The following is a 20,877-nucleotide window of genomic DNA, read 5'->3' as shown; positions in this document are numbered from 1 at the left end:
AGCGTATCGGAGGGACGCGGCGTGGCCCGGCTCAGCCGGGCAGCCGGGGCATCAGCGCGGCGTGGTCGCCGCCGGGGGCGGGCCACCGGGCCCGTCGGGGCCGGGCGGCGCGTGCTGCCCCGGCACCGGCGGGGCCGGCGGGGACGACACGGGCGGGAAGGCGGTCGCGTCGGGCACCGCCCGGCCGGCCTCCGGGGCCGCGCCCGGGCGGCTGCCGTACACGCTGCCGGTGGGACGCGGGGTGGACGGGCTGCCGGTGGGACGCGGGGTGGACGGGCTGCCGTAAACGCCGGGAGTGGGAGGCTGCTGCCCGAACGCCGGGCCGGGGCCGGGGATGGCCGGACCCTGCCCGGAGCGGTAGGTGGTGCCCCCAGGGTTGCGGGGCAGCGGGACGTGGGCCGGATCGGCGGCCTTCGGCTCCTTGTCGGCCCGTGAGCGACGGAACAGCAGGATGATGAGCAGGATCCCGACGACCACCATGCCGATGCCGAAGAACATGATCGTCGAACCGCCGGAGGACTCCTGCTCGGCGGCGGCGTTGCCGGCGGCCCCCTGGCCGCCGACGGGGACCAGACCCGGCGCCGCACCCGCAGCCCGCACCTCCGCGGCGACCGCGACGGGGGTGGGCGACGGCTCCTTCGAGGGCTTCGGTGTCGGCGAGGCCGTGGCCCGACCGCCCACCACCCGCGCCGCCGCGGCGTCCCGGCCCAGGGCCTTGCCCCGGGCACTGCTGGCCGCGCCGCTGATGGTCACCCTGCCGTTCGGTGCCCCCGCCTCGAACGCCACCCGGTAGCGCACGGTGACGCTCTTGCCCTCGCAGAGCCTCGGGTTCAGCGGCGAGGTGGCCGAGGTGGTGGCGCTGCCCTGGCCCCCGGTGACCGACACGGGGAACCAGGTCCCGCCGATGCCCACCCGCACGTCGACCTGATCGGCGCGCAGGCCGCCCAGGCGCAGCCCCAACGCCGTACGCAGCAGCACACAGCCGTCGCTGCGCTTGCGCACCACGATCGAGACACCCTCGGCGGAGCCACCGGCGGTGAAGCTGCCGGCCGAACGCACCCTCACCGAGTCGCCGTCGGCGAACGCCGGCGTCGCGCCGAACGCCACCAGGCCGCCCAGCAACGCGCAGACCGTCGCCAGCCGCGCCGCGTGCCGACGTACCGCCATGATCACCTCGCTGTCCTCCCCCGACGGGGGTACGCCGGTCAGGCTACTACCGCTGCCCGACAGGCCCCGGTCATTGAACGCTCCGGATGTGTGCCGGATTACCCCCGTGGCCAGCCCGGGCGCACCTGGTCGACGGCGCAACCGGCGCCTTCCCGGTCGTTCCGGGCGGCCGGCCCGGCGGCGGCCAGGGCTTCCCGGCAGAGCCGATCGGCCGTACGGGTCGTCTCCGGCAGCCGGTAGCGCGGCGTCAACGCCAACACCCGGGCGGTCGCGTTGTCGAGACCCATCCGGTGGCCGACGCTGACGAAGACCGGCTTCACGCCGTCCCGGGTACGCAGCACCCGACCCACGATCTCGTCCCCGTCGCGCAACGGCGTCCACGCCCCCCGCCGGTAGACCGGCGGCACCCACTGCCCGAGCAGCGGCGTCTTACCCACCCCGATCGCCGGCAGGCCAGTCAGCACGCCCAGATGACAGGCGAGCCCGAACCGGCGCGGGTGAGCCAGCCCGTGCCCGTCACAGACCAGCAACTCCGGGCGTACGGTCAGCCGATCGAGCGCGTCGAGCAGCGCGGGCAACTCGCGGAACGCGAACAGCCCCGGGACGTACGGGAACGCCGGCCGACCCACGCTCACCGCGGAGTCGACCACCGCGAGGGTCCGGGCGTCGAGCACGGTCACGGCCGCCGCCAGCCGGTCACCACTCTCGGCGTACGCCACGTCCAGCCCCGCCACCGTCGCCGGCCCGGCCGGCCCCGGCCCGACCAGGTCGGCCAGCGGCCGCAACCGCTCCTGGACAGCCAGCGCCTCCGCCACGTCGCCCGGCACGTCCATCGGGGTACGCGGTCCGTCGGACAGCCCGGCTTGCGGGATCTTCCGTTCAGAAGTCACGACGACCTGCCGATGTGCAGACCGTCGACGTCCTGTCGGGCAGCGGCCCGCTCCTCGATGCCCTGCCGCCCGACGGTCTCCGGGCCGGCCCCCTGCTGGGCATTCCACGCGTCGCCGGCCGGCCCGTTGTAGTCACGGGCCAACCCCCGGCACGGGACCGTCCACTGTCGGAGCCGGACGGCTTCCCATGAACGTCCGAGTCAGCCATCTCCCCATCGTATTGGGGTGCGCGCGGAGCGGCTCCTGGTCGCAGGCCGGGCGGGAGCGCGCCCCAGCCCGGCGGCTGACCGCCTGCAGGAATTCTCCCACCGCCAGGTAGGCATCAGGTGTCGCTTTCCTCAATCCCTAACGAAGGATCGGCGGCAGGATCCCCCGCCTCCTGAAGTTGCGTCTCGAAGAGGACGAAGGTCTTTCTGCGGATCCCGTCGACCAACGCCCCCTCGGTCGGGGTGAGCTGCCGCCGCTCCCTGTCCGCCTGCTCCACGATCGCGTCAACCGTTTCGTACAGGGCGAAGATGGGCCCGGTGCCCCGCAGGTACCGCGCCCGGTCTTGCTCGGTGTGCCCAATGAACTCTTCGCGGGTCAATTCCTCGATTTCGTCCCCGCCGACAAAGAGAATCTTCCGGACGACATCGTCAGCCCTCCTCCAGCCGCCAGTTTCCTTCGAAAGGCGCCATCCAGCAATATTTCCCGCCTCGTCGGCCACAAGCTTGACCGGCGTCTCGTAGTAGTTGAAGAATGCCGGAAGCGCCCCCGGAGCCCGAGAAGTCACCGATCCACCCCCACCGCACAGCCCTCCAAGGCCACCCGAAACGCCTCTTGCCCTCTGACGACGAGGCCGTCCCTGATCGCCAACTCCCTTGGCGTCAAGGAGCGTCCTTGCGATTCCGCCATGGCCTCAAGATCCCTCCGTACCTCGTAGAGCGCATGCTCCCACTCCGCGACCTCGTCCAAGGCAATGAGCTGCAGGCGAAGTTCCGCGACATGACCGTTCGACATTCGCAGACTCAATAGCACGTCCCGGTAGCCGCTCAACTGCGGCCTGAGGAAGCGGTCTTTCTTTGCGAGAACTTCAACGCCAGGATTATGACCAATTGCCGCCAGACACCCATACAGGTCGTCGAGACGATCGAATTGTATTCGAGCCCCGGCGAGGTCCTTTAGCGAAGACACATCATTTTCGTATTCGCTTATCTTGTCGAGCACCCGCTGATAGCCTTTGGGCTCCTTACGCCAACTCGCCGTGCCGCGACCATCTGCTAGCCGACCCGCCAGTTCGTTTAACTCCAACTGCGCCACCGATGCTTCCAGATGCAGATTATCAAGATAGGCCATCCGATAATCTTGGTCATCCTTCCGGGAATAATCGAAACCCGGCTGATAAACCTTATCACTTCTGACGCTGACCGATTCACTGATCGCCCTCAGTGTGCTGTTCAGAGACCCCTCAGGTGGCGAGACCTCCACGACAGCCGCCGCTGGACCACGCCTTTCGATGTCGTCGAGGACGGAGCCGAGGACATCGATGGCCTGCTGCTCGCTGGCGAGATGGTGCAGCGTCACGGGCCGCGCGGTCAGCGAGTCGGCCAACTCGGACGTAGCGATGATCATCCGCGCCAGGTCCGGTTGCTGCGACAACTGCCGGACGAGGGTCTCAGCGAGCATCGGCTCGCCCTTGGGCGGCGTCCGCCACGTCTCGTTCAGCATCCGCTGTACGCGTGGATCCGCGAACAGTCGCGCCACGTCGCCAGCGGCCGACTCCTCGAGCTGCGGCACGAGTCGCCGGAGTGTCGGCGGATCGAGCCCGGCCGCCGCCTCGACGGGGGTCACTCCGGCCGCGAACACCCGTTCCAGGTCAGGCTCGGCGGACAGGATCGCGCCGACGGGGATGCCGTTCGCCGCCCGCTCAGTCTGCGCGCGTTCTCGCTCCGCCCGCAGGTCCCCGGCGGGGGTATCGCTCTGTTCGGAAGTCGGCCCCGCCGCGCCGGGCGGTGGCGAGGACCCTACCGACGTCGGTCCGCCAGTTGGAGCCGGCCCCGGGCCGTCGAGCAGGTGCAGGCGGTTGAGGTGCGGTTCGTCGCCGTGCCCCTGGTCGGTCTCGACGGGCGGGTACTGCGGCAGGTCTGGTCGCGCGCTGAAGTTCCCGCGCGGCAACCCGCCCAGTGGCATCGGCCTACCTGCCGGATCGAGCACCAGGACCTCGGTGTCCACGGCGTTGTACGGGTGCGGGGTGCCCCCGTGCCGGTACAGGGGTGCGTCCGAGACGGCCCCCGTCTGCGGGTCTACGTAGAGGATCGTGCCGTTCTGGTTGAGGGCGACCCAGATGTGGGAACCGCCCTGTTCCCACGTGTTGACGACGAAGGCGAGACTGCCGTGCCCCCCGAGCCGCAGTTGGTGGTGCAGGTTGCGGTATCCGGTGTCGATGGCCCACCGCCGCTCGGCGCCCTGCACGTCCTCGGTCGGCTGGCAGAGCCGCTGGAAGCGGCCCCCGGTGACGTCCTCCACCCGCCCCGTGCCGTTCAACTCACCGTTGACAGGACGCGTGACGTCGCCGGCCAGGTAGGCGTCGAAGGTGCGCGGAGCGGCCACCCGGGGTCGCCCGTGCATCCAGGTGTCGAACAGCGACAGGGTGCAGTCGATGCAGTTGATGCCGCGGGTCGGGTCGGCCTGCGGTCCGCCGTCGTTGACCAATCCGAACCAGCCGCCGACCCGTGGATCGGCGTTTCGCTGGACGCTCCCGTCGGGCGCGCGGGGCACCTGCCGTTCGATGTCGGTCTGGTGCAGCGCCAACGGCGGGCGCAGGCCGCCGGGCAGCCCGTAGTTGCGTGACCGGTCGATCGGGGGCGGATAGTCGTCGCCCGTCAGCGCAGACCGGTCGGAGGTCTCCACCGCCCCGTACGAGAGGTCGCCGACATCGTCGTTGATCCGGCGGAAGTCGGCGGGATCGGCGACGGACACCACCGATGGCGCGACACCACCGGCAAGTACGGCTTCCGCGTAGTCCAGGCAATGCCCGTACGCCCGCATCTCGTCGTTTGCCGCCCACTGCCACCGGTCAGCCTGACGCGGCTGACCGCTCTGGTGCAGGTAGAGGGCATGGGCGGCGAAGTCACGAGCCGTCTGGTGGTGCTCGTCCGCACGGACCCTGAGTCGCACAGCCTCATCAGAGCGGCGCTTGTCCTCGAACCATGCCCGCTGCGCCTCGTAGTAGCCGCGGTAACGGCGTCTCTCGAAGGCATCACGATCGAGGGCCCACTTGGCCGCGTACCACTCAGGCGTCCTGAACCGGGGCTCTGCCGAATCATCCCCACCGGCCACCGCCGAGGTGTCCGCGTGGGCTCGTTGGTTCCTCCCGGTCTCCGGGGCGTCAGACGAGGACGGCGGCGTCGGCGGCGCCGGCTGCGGTGGTGTCGTGCCGGTGACGCCTCGTGCGGCGGCGGGATCGGGACTGACAGCAGGCGGGGTGTGACCCGGAACGGGGACGGAGGCCACCGTTCGCGGCTCGGGCAACGAGGCGAGGGGTGGCGCGGCCGTCGTGCTGACCGCTCCGGTGCCGAATCCGGCCGCCGAGGCTGCTGCTGGCGCATTCGACGGGCCGGCGGGGCTCGCGACGTTGACGGGACCGGCGCCACCCGGGACGTTTCCGGCCGCGATCGGCTGGGCGTCCAGACCGGTCGAGACACCCGTGAGGGCGGGCGCTGTCGCCGTGACCGACGAGAGAGTCGGACTGGGTGTCGAGTCCGGAGTCGGGGACGTGGCGACGCTGGTGCCGCTCGCTACTACCCCGGCGTCCGTCGGTGTGGTCGCGTCAGCGCCCCGGGGCGCGGGCGTCTCTGCAGAGCCGGTCGAATCTGTGCGGGTTTGCTGCGATGGCTGGTCCACCGACACCGTCTCGGTGCCGATCGTCACTCGTTGGCCTTTGTCTAGGGTCCCTGCCGGTTCCCCGGGCTCGGCGGTCGAGGGCTCCGCTCCTGTGCCGGACACAGCAACTGTCGACGCCGAGCCCTCGCCGGACGCAGCGGCGGAAGGCCCGGTTTCCGCGCCGGGCGCAGCGGCCGGAGGCCCCTCCGGCGTCGGCATTCCGGGAGGTGTCGAAAGTCCGCCAGCCTCCCTAGCCGGCATCGGCATTCCGGCCAGCGCGCTCATCTGGCCGTTGAGCCGTGCCTGCAAGGCCGCGTCGGCCTGGGCGGTGGCGGAGCCACGGACACCGGAGGCCGCCGCGCGGGCCGCATCCTCCACGGAGGTCAGCCCCTGGCCGGTGGCCAGGCTCGCGGCCTGGTCGGCCATCACCTCGCCGGCCATCTCGCGGCCGAGATGTTCTCCCATGCGGGCGCCCCGGCCGGTGGCGTGCCTGCCGAGACCGGCCAGCGGCGCCACCATCCCGCCGGCCATGCCACCGAGTGCCGTGGCACCCAACTCCGTCACGTCCAGGCCATGACGGCGGCCGGTCGAGTTCTGGTAGGCCTGGGTGGCGAGGTTGATGCCGCTCTCCTCCGCGGCCTCGGCGGCGCCGCTGAGCGCCGCCCGGCGGCTGAACCCCCGCACGCCGCCCTTGGTGACCTCCTTGGCCGCCCGCTCGCCGGCCTCCTTGAGCCCCTGCTTGAGCGACTTGCGGGCCAACTGCGCAATCAACCGTTTGAAGATCTGCTGCACGATCAGCCTGGTGGCCGTGATCGCCGCCCCGGCGGCGGGCGAGGCCGCGCCGGCGGTGAGTACGGTCGCGACGGCCAGCGACAGCAACTCGACCACCAGGATGCCCAGCTCGATCCAGACCTCGAGCTTGGCCCCCTCGATGTCGCAGCCGCACTCCTCCACCAGCCGCCCCAGCTCGGTGCTGACGGCGAACAGCACGGGCAGCGGCGCCTCGTCGCCCTCCGCCACGCGCCGCCAGGCGGTGTCGAAGGCGGCAGCCACCGCACCCACGCCGCCGTACCCGGCGCGCACCTCTCCGGCGGCGGCCACGGCGTCGGCCTGCGGCCCGCCGAGCGCGGTGGCCACCGCGTACCACTGGTCGGCGAGTTCCCAGACCGCGCGTTCGTTTCCCTCCGGCCACTCCACGCCGACGACCCAGTCGAGAGCCTCGTAAACCCAGCCCGGTAGCTGCCAGGGCGAGTAGTCGAGCGGATGCGGGATGGGACTCGGCAACAGACTCATCCGGGGCTCCTCAGCGGATCAGCGCTGCTGATGCCGGTCGTCGACACGGCCGAGCCGGCCCGCACTCGCGGCGTCCGCGCGCACGTTCGCGTCCACCGAACGGACCACGTCGGCGCCGAGGCCCTCCAGGTGCCGGCCCACGCCCTCCCACGCACGCAGGACCAGCTCCTCGAAACCGCGGTACTTCTGCTCGAAGGCGGCCCCGATGTCGTCCTTGCCCCAGGGTGACGGCGCGCTCGCCGCCGCGATCGCGCCGCCCACCTCGCGGCGGCGGGCCGTGATCGCCTCGCCGGACAGCGAGAGGTCGGTGCCCCCGCGCCGGGCGCGCTGCGGGTCCAGAAAGAGCTGACCGTCCATCACTCGCTCCGGCGCAGGACGGCGTCGGCCCGACCCAACAAGGAGTCGAAGTCGCCCGTGCGCAGGAAATCAGCCGTACCGGAGCCGGCGGGCAGGTAGCCGGCCACGAGTTCCTGGGTGGCGGCGACCGCCGCCGCGGCGGCCCGGTGGACCGTAGCGGTGATCTTCCGGCCCAACGCTCTCGCGTCCCGGTCACCGAAGACGGAGGGATGCAACTCCACCGAGGTCACCTCGCCCCGCGCGCCGGCCGTGACCGTCACCTGGCCGTCGTCGGATCGCTCGACCACCCGCAGCTCGACGAGCCGGCCGCGCAGCTCGTCCAGACCGGACCTCAGCCGCTGATAGTCCCCGTACACCTCGTCGAACCGCGCCCGCAGCGCCTGATTCGCGTCGCGGTCCACACTTCCGGCCAACGTCACCCTCCCCCGGTCACCGTCGGTAGGGCGAACCATACCGGCTGCCATCGATTCGCGGGGTCCGGTACTTTCACACCGTGATCGATCGCCAACAGGCCGAACAACTCGCCACCGTCTGGGCCCGCCGCGAGTCACAGCGCCTGGGACACGAATGCCGCCCGACGGTCGACGAGTTCGACCTCGGCTACGTCATCACCTCTGCCGTCCCCGTCGAGGCCAGCACGGTCCCCGGCGACCTGCCGACCACAGTCGTCGACAAACTCAGCGGGGAGGTCACCACCTGGCCGCGCGTGCCCGTCGACGTCGTGACACAGATGTACCGTCGCAGCCGGCCCCCGGGCCCACCCGTCCCTCGCACCGTCGACCCGGCGGGCCAGCTCCTCCGCGAACTGCACCGGCTGCCGACCCCCGACACGGCGGCACACCTCACCGTCGACGGACGGCTGTTTCGCGCACACGGGGCCAAGGGCGACATCGCACTGCACCACCACCCCCTCGTGCGCACCTTCCTCGACGAACTGCCGCCCGGACACCTCGTACGCGGTGGCGACAGACACGCCGAACTCATCGTCGTCTCCGACGTCCTGCACCACTACGACCACCGCCGCGCCGTCGAGGGGATCGCACCGCTCGGCATGGCCGACGCGAAGGACATCCTGCAGACCTGCCGATTCGAGGCCTACCGGGTGCGTGAGCCGGGCGATCCGAATGCCGGGCTCTCCGACCGGCCCTGCGACTCGTGTGTCGACATCCTCGTGGAGTTCAATGTCCTGCCCTGGTCCGACCGGGCCTTCACGATCCCGTGGTACCCGGACCCCCAGCCTGACCCCGCCCCGGGACGGTTTCCGCCGGACGTCGCCCAGGCCCTCGTCGCGGCTGGCTGGCGGATCCACTTCGGCAACGAGATCGTGGCCCTCTCGGCCATCAGGGACGTCAGCGCCGTCAAGGGTGCGATGTCCGCCCATGCGGACTTTCCGGCGGTCCTGTCGACTCTCACCGCCTATCCGAGCCTGGTGGGCGCTAGGCGCGGCCCGGGCGAACAGGTGTGGATTTCCCGCTTCGACATCCGCCCCCGGCAGGTCGCACACACCGCGGACACGCTGGCCGACTTCGCCGCGGTGCTCGGCGTACGGCTCTTTCCCATCGGCACCGAACGGCAGGAGAGCATCCTCGCCGTCGACGAGCGGGGTCGGGTCTTCGCGTTGGACCAGGCCGGTGAGTGGTTTCTCGGCGAGGACATCGACGCCGCGCTGACCACCCTGCTACTCGGCCGGGCCCCCGCCCGCGTCCACGACGACGGCACCTGGTGAGCACCGTGGGCCATGTCGGACGGTCACTGCGGCCGGCGGGCTTCCCGGCGGGCCCGTAGGGTGCCGGCCAGCACCAGCAGCAGCGCCGCCGCGAACATCGCGGTGCCGATGACGTTGACCTGCGGCGGAATGCCCCGCTGGGCGGCGCCCCAGACATACATGGGGAACGTGACGGTGGTGCCGGCGTTGAAGTTCGTGACGATGAAGTCGTCGAAGGACAGCGAGAACGCGAGCAGCGCGGCGGCCACGATGCCGGGCATCGCCAGCGGCAGGGTGATCCGCCGGAAGGTCTGCCACTCGCTCGCGTAGAGGTCCATCGCCGCCTCCTCCAGCCGGGGGTCCATCCCGGCCAGCCGCGCCCTGACGGTCACCACCACGAACGACACGCAGAACATCACGTGCGCGACGACGATGGTCCAGAAGCCCTGCGGCACCCCGGCGGAGACGAAGAGGGCGAGCAGCGAGGTGCCCAGCACCAGTTCGGGGGTGGCGATCGGCAGGAAGATCAGCACCTGGGCTCCGGCCCGGCCACGGAAGCGGTGCCGTGCCAGCGCGAACGCCATCAGGGTGCCGATCACCGTGGCGACCACGGTGGCGATGAAGCCGATCTGGACGCTGCGCACCACCGCGTCGCACATGTCCGAGGTGGCGCACGGGTTGCGCCAGTTGTCGAGGGTGAACTCGTCGAAGTCGTACGACAGGCGGTTGGCGGGGCGGTTGAACGACAGCGCGGCCACCACGCCGACCGGTAGGAGGAGGTAGCCGAGCACCAGCAGCGCCACACCCGTCACCCAGCGGTCGGCCAGCCAGCGCGCGATCCGTGCGGTCACGACGGCCCCGCGACCGGGACCGCGAGGTCGTGCCCCGCCGTCCCGCGCGCGCTCACCGGAGCACCTCCGCACTGCCGCTTCGGCGCAGGTAGCCGAAGACCACCGCGAGGATCGCCGCCATCAGCAGGAACGACAGTGCCGCACCCTGCGGGTAGTCCAGCCGGACCAGGAACGCCGAGTCGATGACGTTGCCGATCATGTATTCGTTGGGGGTGCCGAGCAGTTCGGCGTTGATGTAGTCGCCGCTGGCGGGGATGAAGAACAGCAGCGTGCCGGCGACCAGGCCGGGCGTCGACAGGGGCAGCGTGACCCGCCGGAACGCCCGCAGCGGGCTGGCGTAGAGGTCACCGGCCGCTTCCAGCAGCCGGGGGTCCAGCCGCTCCAGGCTCGCGTACAGGGGCAGCACCAGGAAGGGCAGGAAGTGGTACGTGAGGCCGAGCACCACCGCGACGGGGGTGGCCAGCAGCCGGCCGTCGGGGGCGAGCAGGTGCACGTCGCGCAGCAGCCCGACCAGCCAGCCGGTGTCCGACAGGATCGTCTTCCAGGCCAGCGTGCGCACCAGGAAGCTGGTGAACATCGGCGCGACCACGCAGACCAGCAGCAGGTTCTTCCACCGGCCGGCCTTGCGGGCGATGACGTACGCCAGCGGGTAGCCGGCCAGCAGCGCCAGCACCAGCGCGGTGCCCGCGTAGCCGAAGGACCGCACGAACTGCGGCCAGTACGCGGCGAGCGCGTCGGGGTAGTTGCCGAACGCCCAGCTCATCGTGTATCCGGTGGCGAGCGAGCCGGCGGGGTCGTAGAGGCTGACGGCGGCGAGTTGGAGCAGCGGCACCGCGAAGAAGAGGAGCAGCCAGGCCACCGCGGGCAGCAGCAGCAGGTACGGCAGGAGCCGGTGCCGCCCATTCACGACGTCGCGCGCGGCGGCTCGGCGCGTACCGGTGTGGTGCGGTCCGCTTCGGCGGGTTCGCGGGGCAGCAGGAAGGCGTGTCGCGGCTCCCAGTACGCCACCGCCGACGCGCCCACCGGCAGTGGCCCGCTCGCGCCGTTGTTGGCCACGAAGGCCGACAGTTCGCCGCCCCAGTCGGTGCGCAGCAGGTACTGGGTGCTCACCCCCACGTAGGAGGTGTCGGTGACGCTCGCCGTGACGTGCTGGCACCCGGCGGGCACCTGGTCGACGGAGTCGACCAGGTGCAGCTTCTCGGGGCGTACGCCCAGGTGGACGGGCCCCCGCTCGGCCCGGGACCGGCCGGCGGGCACCGAGAAACGACGGCCGTACGCGGTCACCGCCACCTCGTTGCCGCCCGTGCCGTGGGCTTCGGCGGCGAGCAGGTTGGACTGGCCGAGGAAGTTCGCCACGAACGCCGTCGCCGGATACTCGTAGAGGTCGGCGGGTGCGCCGAGTTGCTCGATGCGGCCGGCGTTCAGCACCGCGACGGTGTCGGCCATCGTCATGGCCTCCTCCTGGTCGTGGGTGACGTGCACGAAGGTGATGCCGACCTCGGTCTGGATGCGTTTGAGTTCGACCTGCATCCGGCGGCGCAGCGTCAGGTCCAGCGCGCCGAGCGGTTCGTCGAGCAGCAGCACCTGCGGGCGGTTGACCAGGGCACGGGCGAGGGCGACCCGCTGCTGTTGCCCGCCGGAGAGCTGGGCGGGTCGGCGGCGGCCGTAGCCGTCGAGCTGCACCAGCGCGAGCATTCCCGCGACCTCGTCGGCGACGGAGCGGATGCCGCGCCGGCGCAGGCCGAACGCCACGTTCTCGAAGACGTCCAGGTGCGGGAAGAGCGCGTAGCTCTGGAAGACGGTGTTGACCGGCCGCTGGTGCGGGCGCAGCCGGGTGACGTCCCGGTCGCCGAGCAGCACCCGCCCGCCGGTCGGCTCCTCGAGGCCGGCGATCATGCGCAGTGTGGTGGTCTTGCCGCAGCCGGACGCCCCGAGCAGGGCGAAGAAGGATCCCTGCGGGACGGTCAGGCTGATCTCGTGCACCGCGGTGACGCTGCCGAAGCGCTTGCTGAGGGCGACCAGCCGCAGGTCGCCGGCTGGTTCCGCGCGTACCGCGGTCGTCCCGCGCACTCCGTTCACGCCCCGATGACCTGCTGGAACTTGCCTTCGTACTCGCGTTCCTGCTTCTCGTCGAGCGTCATGAAGACAGTGGTCCTGGCGAGCAGGGCGTCGTCGGGAAAGATCAGCGGGTGGGCGGCCAGCGCCGGGTCGATCTTCTCCATCTCGGCTCTGGCGCCCTGTACGGGGCAGATGTAGTTGACGTAGGCGGCGAGCCGGGCGGCGACCGCCGGCTCGTAGTAGTAGTTGACGAGCTGCTCGGCGTTGCCCTTGTGGGTCGCCGCGTTCGGCACCACCACGTTGTCCGACCAGATCATGGCCCCGGATTCGGGCACCACAAATTTGATCTTGTCGTCGGAGAAGTCGAGCTGGATGGCGTCACCGGACCAGCCGATGCACGCGGCGATGTCGCCCCTGGCTAGCTCGGGTGCGTAGTCGTTGCCGGTGAACCTGCGGATCTGACCGGAGTCGACGGCCTTCCTCAGCTTGGCGAGGGCGTCGTCGAACTGGGCGGCCGTGAAGTTCGCCGGGTCATGGCCGTTGGACTGGAGCAGCAGGCCCATCGTGTCCCGCAGTTCGGCCAGGGCGGTCACCCGGCCCCTGAGGTCGGGGCGGGTCAGCAGCTCGTCGACGGTCCGGATCTCCCTGGTCACCCGGCCGTTGTAGGCGAGGCCGGCCAGGCCGGACTGCCACGGGATGGCGAGTTCGTTCGCCGGATCGAAGGAGCGCCGGCGCAGCGCGGGCAGCAGGTTGGCCTCGACGTGGGGCAGCTTGGCGGCGTCCAGTTGCTGGACCCAGCCGAGCCGGATCAACCGGGCCGACATCCAGTCGGAGAGGACCATGATGTCCCGTCCCGTCGACTGGCACTGCCGGAGCTGGTGCTGGACCTTGCCGAAGAACTCGTTGTTGTCGTTGATGTCCTCGGTGTAGGTGACCCGGATGCCGCTCCTGGCGACGAACGCGTCGAGCGTCGGCCGCTTGGCGGAGTCGGATTCGGCCACGTCCAGGTACTGCGGCCAGTTGGAGAACGTCAGCGTCTTCTCGGTGCCGGACAGGTCCTCGCTGACGCAGTCGCCCGCCGGGCGGGTGGCGGCAGGCGTGCCGCAGCCGGCCAGCGCGCCACCGGCGGCGAGCAGGGTGGCCGAGCCGAGGGCGCCGGTGAGCAGCCCGCGCCGGGTGAGGGGCCGTAGGGGAGCCCGCATGGGGACGACTCCTTCGGGCTCATCGTCGGCGGGCGGGCGGGGGTGGGCACGCCGACGGAAGATCAGGTATGGAGAACGCCTGATCCTGACATGAGCAGTTCATCCCGACAAGCCAGGGAAACCCGCCGCCGGAGCGGTGCAATCAGACCCACACCCCTGGGTACGGCCTCAGCCGGCGCTCCCGGGTCGACCGACCGACCCGACGAACGCCCGCCAGGCGTCCGGGCCGAAGGCGAGCGTGCCACCGACGCGGTCCTTGCTGTCCCGGACGAGCACCCGGCCGGGCAGGTTGTCGGCCACCTCGACGCAGTCGCCGCCGTTGTTGCTGCTGCGGGTCGCGGTGCGCCAGCGGGCGTCGGTCATGTCCATGTCGTCGCCACTTCCCTGATCAGCTCGATCGACCGGCGTCGCGGCAGCGCCTCGCCGGCGACGCTCTCCCATCTCGCGCCCAGGATAGCAATGTCGACACTCTCGGTCACCACCTGACCGCGAAGCTGGTTGTCCACATAGGCCGTCTCGGCGCCGTCGGGCAGCCGGACCAGGACGAACGGCCCGGCGAGCCCGGTGTGCCACGGCGTCTCGGCGGGGATCACCCGGACCTGCACGTGCTCCTGCGCGGTGACGGCAACCAGGTGGGACAACTGCCCGGCCATCACCGCCCGGTCACCGACCAGCCGGCGCAGCACCGCCTCGTCGATCACGGCGACGAGCTGCGGCGGGGCCTCCCGCGCCAGGATCGCCTGCCGGGCCAGCCGGCCGCGCACGATCTCGTCGACCTCGGCCGCCGGGAGCAGGCCGCCGGTGGCCAGCACCGCGCGGGCGTACCCTCGGTCTGGAGCAGGCCCGGCACGAGCAGCGGCTGGTACGACCGGATGGCGACGGCGTCCTGTTCCAGCTCGGCCCAGGGGCGGAACCACGGCAGGTCGCGTCGGCGGTACGGCTCGGGCCACAGCTCGGCGGCGTCCCGACCGAGCACCTCGGCGACCGCGAGCCGGGTCCGGCAGTGCGGGATGCGACCGCCGCTGAGCCAGCGGCCCGCCGTCTTCGGGTCGACGCCGACCTTCTCCGCCAGCGACTCGGCGGTCTCCCCCCGTTCGGCCATCGACACCCGCAGCACCTCGTTCACCGTCGGCCTCCTTCGTCCGCGCTCACGCTGCGGCGGACGATAGCCACGCTTCGTGCTCGCGTCTGCCGTTTGTCGGCGTGTCGGGGCCGGACCTGTTCGGGCATCTCAGGTGCGCCGAAAGGGCCCGAGGATGTCCCGCCTCCCCGCCCGCCCGGCTTGCGGGAGGCGGCGCGGCTCCGGAGCACCGCCGCCGACGCGCCCGGGGCGGTGACAGCACCGCCGGCTTCCGCGCGCCGGACCGGGGCCGCCCGGCAGCGCCGCCGACCTCGCAGGTCGACGGCGGGCGGGGCGCAGGGGGTCAGTGGTGGGGCGGGATGACGCGCAGGTGGCCCCGGCGGCCCGGCTGGGGGGCCTGGTTCAGCTTCGCGTCGCCGTCCGGCGGGCGGGGGGCCACCGGGCGGGCGGCCTCGCGGACCGCCTCGGCGAGGGCCACCAGGTCGTCGGTGGTGGGCGGCGGCGGCTCGAACTCGCCCTCGTGCCGGACCACGTCCCAGCCGCGCGGCGCCGTCAGGCTCCGGGCATGCGGCTCGCAGAGGTCGTACGTGTGCGGCTCGGCGAACGCCGCCAACGGGCCGACCACCGCTGTCGACTCGTTGTAGACATAGGTCAACGTGGCGACCGCTTGCCGGGGGCAGGCGTTACGGGAGCAGCGCCGTGGGGACCTCACGGCGGCAGGGTATCCCCATTACCGGGTCCGGCGCACTTCTTCGCGTTGCGACACGCCCGTCGCGGAGATCACAGTTCGGTCGGCGTGGCCGCGCCGCGCCGGATCGGTGGCGCTGCCGCAGGCCAGGTCGGTACGGGCGCTAACCTTTCCCTCATGACGAGCCCGGAACACCGCCGCCCCGGCCCCGGCCGGCGCGCGCACCGCGACAGGCACGGGCGCGGGCTGCGCGGGCGGCTGGTTCCGGCGACGGTGCCGTTGGCGCGTACGAAGGCGGAGGTCTTCGACGACCTGGTGCTGGACACGGTGGAGGCCCTCGAACGGCGGTTCGCCAAGGAGTTGGCCGGGGTCGAGTTCGCGGTGGAGGACGTCCCGCCGGACCTCAACGTCTACGACTCCGACGTGCTGGAGGACGGCGAGGTGCCGCTCGCCCGGCTGCTGCCCGGCCGGCCGGGCCGGCAGGAGGTGCCGCCGCGGATCGTGCTCTACCGCCGGCCGCTGGAGTTCCGTGCGATGGACCGCGAGGACCTCGCGGATCTCGTGCACGATGTGATCATCGAACAGGTGGCCAACCTGCTCGGGGTGGACCCCGACGAGTTGGCCTGAGCCGGGCGGCCCCCACCGCCCCGGCCCGGGACCGCTCAGGCGGCCCGCCGCTTGAGCTTGCGCCGTTCCCGCTCCGAGAGCCCACCCCAGATTCCGAACCGCTCGTCGTGGCCGAGAGCGTATTCGAGGCACTCCGTCTTCACCTCGCAGCGCGAGCAGATCCGCTTCGCCTCGCGGGTCGAGCCGCCCTTCTCGGGAAAGAACGCCTCCGGGTCGGTCTGGGAGCAGAGCGCCTGCTCCTGCCACTCCGGCGCGTTTCCGAGCAGGTCGGCCACCTCAAGCTGGCCGTCCATCAGATGCCTCCTTGTCGCGCACCGGCGTCACCGCCGCTGCAACCCCCCACGCGGAAGGCGTGCTTGTCCGTACGGTCCCGATTTGCTGCTTTCCGTGCGAACAACCCCATTCAAATTACACGCGTGTAATACGTGCGCCGTCAAGCCGGACTTGATAATGGAGTCGCCCTCCCGACAACACTCCGGACGGTCCTGCGACCACCCGGCCCTCGCAACCTGCCCTATCGATTCAGACCCCGGCCGAGTAACGCCCTCCCCGGCGAGTTGCCCGAGTTTTCTGCCGTGGCGCTCCCCGGCCGGCCGGCCGGGGAAGGCCGCCGGACGACCCCCGGCCCACACCCACCGAACCCGTTGATCTTGGTGGGCCACAGGGTAACGCGAGTCGGCGCGCACCGCCCGTCGAGCCGGAGACAGCGACGGATCTCTGTCCACGATGTGGATTGCGGGTGGCGAAGCGGCGGCGGCCCCGGCTCGTGCGACGGCGCCGCAACGCCGTTCACCGGCGCGAACCACGCCACCGCTCCGGTACGGACAAAACCCGCCGCGCGCCGCTCCACCGTCCCATCAGGCGGTACGCGGGACGGCGCCCGGGGCGGCCCGACCCGGCCGACCCGGGCCGGCATCCGGTGTGGAGACTCTGCACACGCGTCGATTCCCGCCCGGCCGCCCCGACCGGCGTCAGGCCCGACGCGACAGGCCGCAGATCCGAGCCGGGTCGCGGCCGGACCCGGCCTGGTTCAGTGCCGCGACGCCCGCGCCTCGGCGCGGTTCCGGGCAGCAGCGGCCCAGGACCTGATGATCGCGTGGGGGACGGCGCCGTCGGCGAGTTCAGGTTGACAGAGGACGCTCCGCCGGGAACCAGGCCGCGCCCTCACCCGCCCGCAGGCCGGCGATCGCGCGGCTCACCGGCGCATGGGCCGTGGTGTCGAGGTGTCGATCGCCCACCAGGGCGAGTCGGTGACGGAACTCATCCATCGATGATAGGCGCGCCGGGCGGTTGCGGGCTGCCGTACGCGGTCGTGCGCCTGCGGGCCGGTCGTCCGGCGGCCGACGCGATGGAGATCAACTGCTCCTCCGTACGCGCCGAGCCGTTGCCGGAACCGGCCATCCGGGAGATCGTCTCCTCCATCAGTGTGCCGCCCAGGTCGTTGCAGCCGCCCCGCAGCATCGCCGCCGTGCCCTCGTCGCCGAGCTTCACCCACGAGCACTGGATGTTGTCGATCCGGCCGTGCAGCAGCAGGCGGGCCATCGCGTGCACGACCCGGTTCTCCCGCCACGTCGGCCCCGGACGGGCGATGCCGGCCAGGTAGATCGGCGCGTTGGTGTGCACGAACGGCAGCGCCACGAACTCGGTGAACCCGCCGGTGCGGTCCTGCACCCCGGCCAGCACCCGGAAGTGCCCGAGCCACTGCCCCGGATGGTCCACGTGGCCGTACATCATTGTGGAGCTGGAGCGGATGCCCAGCTCGTGGGCCGTGGCGACCACGTCGACCCAGGCGGCGGCCGGCAGCTTGCCCTTCGTGAGCACCCAGCGCACGTCGTCGTCGAGGATCTCGGCGGCGGTGCCCGGGATGGTGTCCAGCCCGGCCTCGCGCAGCCCGGTCAGCCACTCCCGCACGGACACCCCGGCCTTCGCGGCGGCGGTGACGATCTCCATCGGAGAGAACGCGTGCACGTGCATCCCCGGCACCCGCGCCTTGATGCCCCGGACCAGGTCGGCGTAGACGGTCACCGGCAGGTTCGGGTCGATCCCGCCCTGGAGGCAGACCTCGCTGGCCCCGGCCGCCCACGCCTCCTCGGCCCGGTCGGCGACCTGCTCCACCGAGAGCCGGTACGCGTCGGCGTCGCGCTCCCGCTGGGCGAACGCGCAGAACCGGCAGCCGACATAGCAGACGTTACTGAAGTTGATGTTGCGGTTGACGACGTACGTCACGTCGTCGCCGACCGCCGCCCGGCGGACGTCGTCGGCGAGGCGGCACAACTCGTCCAGCGCCGGCCCGTCGGCGGCGAACAGCGCCAGCGCCGCCGCCTCGTGCCGCGCGTCGAGCAGCGCCGCCGGGTCGTCGGCCGCCAGCCGCAGCCCGGCCCGCAGGTCGGCGTCCGTGCCCGCGCCGCCGCCGGCGGTCACCTTGTCGGCCACCTCCGACCAGTCGCCGTAGACGTGGTCGAAGTCGCCGCGCCGGTCGCCGGTGCGCCCGACGGTGTCGATGGTGGCGTGCAGGTCGGTCCGGCCGCCGTACGCCTCGTCCGGCTCCTGCCAGGGGCGGCCCACCGGGCGGGCCTCCTCGACGGCCAGTCCCGTGGCCGGATCGGCCAGCGCGCCGACGTGCGGCAGCAGGCGCGGGTCCAGCCACGGGTCGCCGGCCCGCACGTACTCGGGGTAGATCGTCAGCCGCTCCCGCAGGGTGAAGCCGGACTTCTCCGTGTGCCGGGCCAACTCGTCGATCTGCGGCCAGGGGCGCTCGGGGTTGACGTGGTCCGGGGTCAGCGGGGAGACGCCGCCCCAGTCGTCGATGCCGGCGCGCAGCAACAGGTCGTACTCGCCGGCGATGAGGTTCGGCGGGGCCTGGATCCGGGCCTTCGGCCCGAGCAGCACCCGGGCCACCGCCACCGTGGCGGCCAGGTCGTGCAGCTCGGCGTCGGGCATCCCGCGCATCGCCGTGTCCGGCTTCGCGCGGAAGTTCTGCACGATCACCTCCTGGAGGTGGCCGTACTCGCGGTGCGCGCGGCGGATCGCGAAGATCGCGTCGACCCGCTCGGCGGGGGTCTCGCCGATGCCGATCAGGATGCCGGTGGTGAACGGCACGCCGACCCGGCCCGCGTCGTCGAGCACCCGCAGCCGGACCGCCGGCTCCTTGTCCGGGGAGCCGAAGTGCGGGCCGCCCGGCTCCGACCAGAGCCGCGTCGCCGTGGTCTCCAGCATCATCCCCATGCTGGGCGCGACCGGCTTGAGCCGCTGCAACTCCGACCAGGAGAGCACGCCCGGGTTGAGGTGCGGCAGCAGCCCGGTCTCCTCCAGCACCGCCACCGCGCAGGCGCGCAGGTAGTCCAGGGTGGAGTCGTAGCCGCGCTCGTCCAGCCACCGCCGGGCCGCCGGCCAGCGTTCCTCCGGCCGGTCGCCGAGGGTGAACAGCGCCTCCTTGCAGCCCTGGGCCGCCCCCGCCCGGGCGATGGCGAGGACCTCGTCCCGGTCGAGGAAGGCCGCCGGCAGCCGGTGCGGCACCGTGGCGAAGGTGCAGTAGTGGCACCGGTCCCGGCACAGCCGGGTCAGCGGGATGAAGACCTTCTTCGAGTACGTGACCACGCCCGGCCGCCCCGCCTCGCGCAGCCCGGCGTCGCGGACGGCACCCGCCACGTCGAGCAGCCCGTCCAGCGCGTCGCCCCGGGCGGCCAGCAGCGCGCCGGCCTCGTCGACGTCGAGTGCCCGTCCCGTCGCGGCCCGGTGCAGTGCCCGCCGCACGCTCGCGTCGCTGGGGCCGGGCACGGTGCGATCAACCATCCGCCCAGCCTAGGCGCTCAGCCGGCCGCGCCCACCCGCCCGGTCCACGCCGTGCACAACCGCACCCACCCGGCCACCCCCGTCCACCCGTGCGGTCGCGTGTTCAAGAGGTGTTGTTCCCCGTCGACCGGGCCCGCCGCCTACCGCGACGACGGCCGGGTGGGCGGGACAAGGCGAGCGCCCCGCACGGGGTGCGGGGCGCTCGGTGGATCGACGCGCGGTCAGCGCGGGGACCGGTGCGCGGTCAGCGCGGGGACCGGTGCGCGGTCAGCGCGGGGTGTCCGGGGTGTCGCCGAAGTTGATCCGCTGCGTGCGGTCGGTCTCGTCGGCGGCGGGGCCCGGGATCGCCTGGGTGGGGCCCGTGGGCTCCACCGGCTGACGCGGGATCGCCTGGGTGGGGTCGGCCGACGCCGGCTGGCCGAACGGCGGCGCGGACTGCGGCTGGCCGAACTGCGGCGCGGCGCCCGCCGGGGGCGCGGACTGCGGGGCCGGCGGCGCGGACTCCGGGGCCGGCGGTGCCGACTGCGGGGCCGGGGCCGGGGGCGCGGACTGCGGTGCCGGGCTGAACGGGGAACCCGCCTGCGGGCCGCCGGGGAACGGCGCGGCCTGCTGGCCGTACGGGGCGCCGTAGGGGCCCGGCGCCTGCCAGCCGCCCCCCTGGCCCGGGGCCTGCTGACCCTGGGTGGGCGCCTGCCAGCCGCCCTGCTGGCCGGGAACCTGCTGGCCCGGCGCGGGGTAGCCGCCCGGCTGCTGGGGCCAACCCGGCTGCGGCTGGCCGTACATGCCGGGCTGCGGCTTCGGCTTCGGCACGTGGTAGAGGGTGCGCCAGATCTTGAACACGACGTACGCGGCGACCGCGAACAACGCCAGCCAGGCCACCCGGCTGAGCAGGCCGAGGAAGGCGTCCAGGAACTCGCCCTCGGCCAGCCGGTCGACGGTCCAGAAGAGGAAGGTCAGCCCGCCGAACAGCAGGCTGACCGCGTACTCGCCCAGGGCGACCTGGGTGATCAGCTTCGCCTTCGGCGCCGGGGGGCGCACGTGCGTGGCGAGCAGGACGGCCAGCAGCGGCAGGAACACCGCCTCGATTCCGACGAACGCGAAGAAGGCGCTGCCCGCCCGCCCCCCGATCGTGGTGTACTCGGCCGGAGTCACCAGCCTGATCAGGCCGACGAAGAGGAACACGGCGTTCGCGCCGAGCAGCGCGAACGCGGCGAGTTCACGCAGCGGCTTGGTCAGCTGGCTGGCCTGCGTCGCGTCGTGGGACGCGGGCTCGGCGGGGCTGGTCACGGGTTCCCCCTCGGGGCG

General features: G+C 72.4%; 18 protein-coding genes and 1 pseudogene. 2 read left to right on the top strand and 17 right to left on the bottom strand.

Going from position 1 to position 20,877, the window contains the following annotated elements:
* Positions 1-51: 51 nt before the first annotated feature.
* The 7 genes from ACQ452_RS04970 to ACQ452_RS04940 all read right to left on the bottom strand — a co-directional run bounded on the left by ACQ452_RS04970 (position 52) and on the right by ACQ452_RS04940 (position 7,987).
* Positions 52-1,167 (bottom strand): hypothetical protein, encoded by a 1,116-nt coding sequence (locus tag ACQ452_RS04970; protein WP_433390256.1) that lies wholly within the window; start codon positions 1,165-1,167, stop codon positions 52-54.
* A 98-nt stretch (positions 1,168-1,265) separates the two neighbouring features.
* Complete coding sequence (locus ACQ452_RS04965) at positions 1,266-2,000, bottom strand: endonuclease V (RefSeq protein WP_433393987.1); 735 nt, start codon at positions 1,998-2,000, stop codon at positions 1,266-1,268.
* A 53-nt stretch (positions 2,001-2,053) separates the two neighbouring features.
* Positions 2,054-2,200 (bottom strand): hypothetical protein, encoded by a 147-nt coding sequence (locus ACQ452_RS04960; protein WP_433390253.1) that lies wholly within the window; start codon positions 2,198-2,200, stop codon positions 2,054-2,056.
* Positions 2,201-2,379: 179 nt separating this feature from the next.
* Complete coding sequence (locus tag ACQ452_RS04955) at positions 2,380-2,829, bottom strand: hypothetical protein (RefSeq protein ID WP_433390251.1); 450 nt, start codon at positions 2,827-2,829, stop codon at positions 2,380-2,382.
* Positions 2,826-7,211, bottom strand: coding sequence for a toxin glutamine deamidase domain-containing protein (locus ACQ452_RS04950; RefSeq protein ID WP_433390248.1), 4,386 nt, complete (start codon positions 7,209-7,211; stop codon positions 2,826-2,828). The genes ACQ452_RS04955 and ACQ452_RS04950 overlap by 4 nt, the downstream gene beginning before the upstream one ends.
* 18 nt (positions 7,212-7,229) lie before the next feature.
* The gene (locus ACQ452_RS04945; RefSeq protein WP_433390246.1) at positions 7,230-7,568 is read right to left on the bottom strand and encodes a hypothetical protein; all 339 of its coding nucleotides are present in this window, start codon (positions 7,566-7,568) and stop codon (positions 7,230-7,232) included.
* A complete protein-coding gene (locus tag ACQ452_RS04940; RefSeq protein ID WP_433390244.1) occupies positions 7,568-7,987 on the bottom strand; it encodes a YbaB/EbfC family nucleoid-associated protein in 420 nt (139 codons plus the stop codon). The genes ACQ452_RS04945 and ACQ452_RS04940 overlap by 1 nt, the downstream gene beginning before the upstream one ends.
* A gap of 74 nt (positions 7,988-8,061) precedes the next feature.
* Here ACQ452_RS04940 and ACQ452_RS04935 point away from each other — a divergent pair, with 74 nt between their 5' ends.
* Positions 8,062-9,294, top strand: a complete 1,233-nt coding sequence (locus ACQ452_RS04935) for an SUKH-3 domain-containing protein (RefSeq protein ID WP_433390242.1) — start codon at positions 8,062-8,064, stop codon at positions 9,292-9,294.
* Between the two features lie 23 nt (positions 9,295-9,317).
* Here ACQ452_RS04935 and ACQ452_RS04930 read toward each other — a convergent pair whose 3' ends face one another.
* The 7 genes and pseudogenes from ACQ452_RS04930 to ACQ452_RS04900 form a co-directional block, all read right to left on the bottom strand.
* Positions 9,318-10,124 carry an ABC transporter permease gene (locus ACQ452_RS04930; protein ID WP_433390240.1) on the bottom strand — a complete coding sequence of 269 codons (807 nt, stop codon included), beginning with the start codon at positions 10,122-10,124 and terminating at the stop codon, positions 9,318-9,320.
* A 52-nt stretch (positions 10,125-10,176) separates the two neighbouring features.
* Positions 10,177-11,031: an ABC transporter permease gene (locus ACQ452_RS04925; RefSeq protein ID WP_433390237.1), complete on the bottom strand. Its 855-nt coding sequence runs from the start codon at positions 11,029-11,031 to the stop codon at positions 10,177-10,179.
* Positions 11,028-12,194, bottom strand: a complete 1,167-nt coding sequence (locus ACQ452_RS04920; RefSeq protein ID WP_433393986.1) for an ABC transporter ATP-binding protein — start codon at positions 12,192-12,194, stop codon at positions 11,028-11,030. The genes ACQ452_RS04925 and ACQ452_RS04920 overlap by 4 nt, the downstream gene beginning before the upstream one ends.
* 5 nt (positions 12,195-12,199) lie before the next feature.
* Positions 12,200-13,384 (bottom strand): polyamine ABC transporter substrate-binding protein, encoded by a 1,185-nt coding sequence (locus ACQ452_RS04915; protein ID WP_433390235.1) that lies wholly within the window; start codon positions 13,382-13,384, stop codon positions 12,200-12,202.
* 168 nt (positions 13,385-13,552) lie between these two features.
* A complete protein-coding gene (locus ACQ452_RS04910) occupies positions 13,553-13,753 on the bottom strand; it encodes a DUF397 domain-containing protein (protein WP_433390232.1) in 201 nt (66 codons plus the stop codon).
* Positions 13,744-14,486, bottom strand: a pseudogene (locus ACQ452_RS04905) (helix-turn-helix domain-containing protein). The gene ACQ452_RS04910 and the pseudogene ACQ452_RS04905 overlap by 10 nt, the downstream one beginning before the upstream one ends.
* Before the next feature lie 322 nt (positions 14,487-14,808).
* Complete coding sequence (locus tag ACQ452_RS04900; protein ID WP_433390230.1) at positions 14,809-15,177, bottom strand: DUF3499 domain-containing protein; 369 nt, start codon at positions 15,175-15,177, stop codon at positions 14,809-14,811.
* 153 nt (positions 15,178-15,330) lie between these two features.
* Between ACQ452_RS04900 and ACQ452_RS04895 the strand changes: the two genes are divergently transcribed.
* Complete coding sequence (locus ACQ452_RS04895) at positions 15,331-15,780, top strand: metallopeptidase family protein (RefSeq protein ID WP_433390228.1); 450 nt, start codon at positions 15,331-15,333, stop codon at positions 15,778-15,780.
* Positions 15,781-15,815: 35 nt separating this feature from the next.
* Here ACQ452_RS04895 and ACQ452_RS04890 read toward each other — a convergent pair whose 3' ends face one another.
* The 3 genes from ACQ452_RS04890 to ACQ452_RS04880 form a co-directional block, all read right to left on the bottom strand.
* A complete protein-coding gene (locus ACQ452_RS04890) occupies positions 15,816-16,073 on the bottom strand; it encodes a WhiB family transcriptional regulator (protein ID WP_007074725.1) in 258 nt (85 codons plus the stop codon).
* Between the two features lie 967 nt (positions 16,074-17,040).
* Positions 17,041-19,572, bottom strand: a complete 2,532-nt coding sequence (locus ACQ452_RS04885) for a bifunctional FO biosynthesis protein CofGH (RefSeq protein WP_433390225.1) — start codon at positions 19,570-19,572, stop codon at positions 17,041-17,043.
* 267 nt (positions 19,573-19,839) lie between these two features.
* The gene (locus tag ACQ452_RS04880; protein ID WP_433390222.1) at positions 19,840-20,859 is read right to left on the bottom strand and encodes a hypothetical protein; all 1,020 of its coding nucleotides are present in this window, start codon (positions 20,857-20,859) and stop codon (positions 19,840-19,842) included.
* Positions 20,860-20,877 lie beyond the last annotated feature (18 nt).

Source organism: Micromonospora sp. KLBMP9576, assembly GCF_050941805.1.
GTDB lineage: Bacteria > Actinomycetota > Actinomycetes > Mycobacteriales > Micromonosporaceae > Micromonospora.
Note: the sequence above shows the minus strand (reverse complement) of the source record. Positions and strands in the feature narration are given on the sequence as shown.

Bases quoted from the DNA above. Each gene is read 5' to 3' on its own strand.
- ACQ452_RS04970 (WP_433390256.1), bottom strand. From the start codon at position 1,167: ATGGCGGTACGTCGGCACGCGGCGCGGCTGGCGACGGTCTGCGCGTTG.
- ACQ452_RS04965 (WP_433393987.1), bottom strand. From the start codon at position 2,000: ATGGACGTGCCGGGCGACGTGGCGGAGGCGCTGGCTGTCCAGGAGCGG.
- ACQ452_RS04950 (WP_433390248.1), bottom strand. From the start codon at position 7,211: ATGAGTCTGTTGCCGAGTCCCATCCCGCATCCGCTCGACTACTCGCCC.
- ACQ452_RS04945 (WP_433390246.1), bottom strand. From the start codon at position 7,568: ATGGACGGTCAGCTCTTTCTGGACCCGCAGCGCGCCCGGCGCGGGGGC.
- ACQ452_RS04915 (WP_433390235.1), bottom strand. From the start codon at position 13,384: ATGCGGGCTCCCCTACGGCCCCTCACCCGGCGCGGGCTGCTCACCGGC.
- ACQ452_RS04910 (WP_433390232.1), bottom strand. From the start codon at position 13,753: ATGGACATGACCGACGCCCGCTGGCGCACCGCGACCCGCAGCAGCAAC.
- ACQ452_RS04895 (WP_433390228.1), top strand. From the start codon at position 15,331: ATGACGAGCCCGGAACACCGCCGCCCCGGCCCCGGCCGGCGCGCGCAC.
- ACQ452_RS04890 (WP_007074725.1), bottom strand. From the start codon at position 16,073: ATGGACGGCCAGCTTGAGGTGGCCGACCTGCTCGGAAACGCGCCGGAG.
- ACQ452_RS04885 (WP_433390225.1), bottom strand. From the start codon at position 19,572: ATGGTTGATCGCACCGTGCCCGGCCCCAGCGACGCGAGCGTGCGGCGG.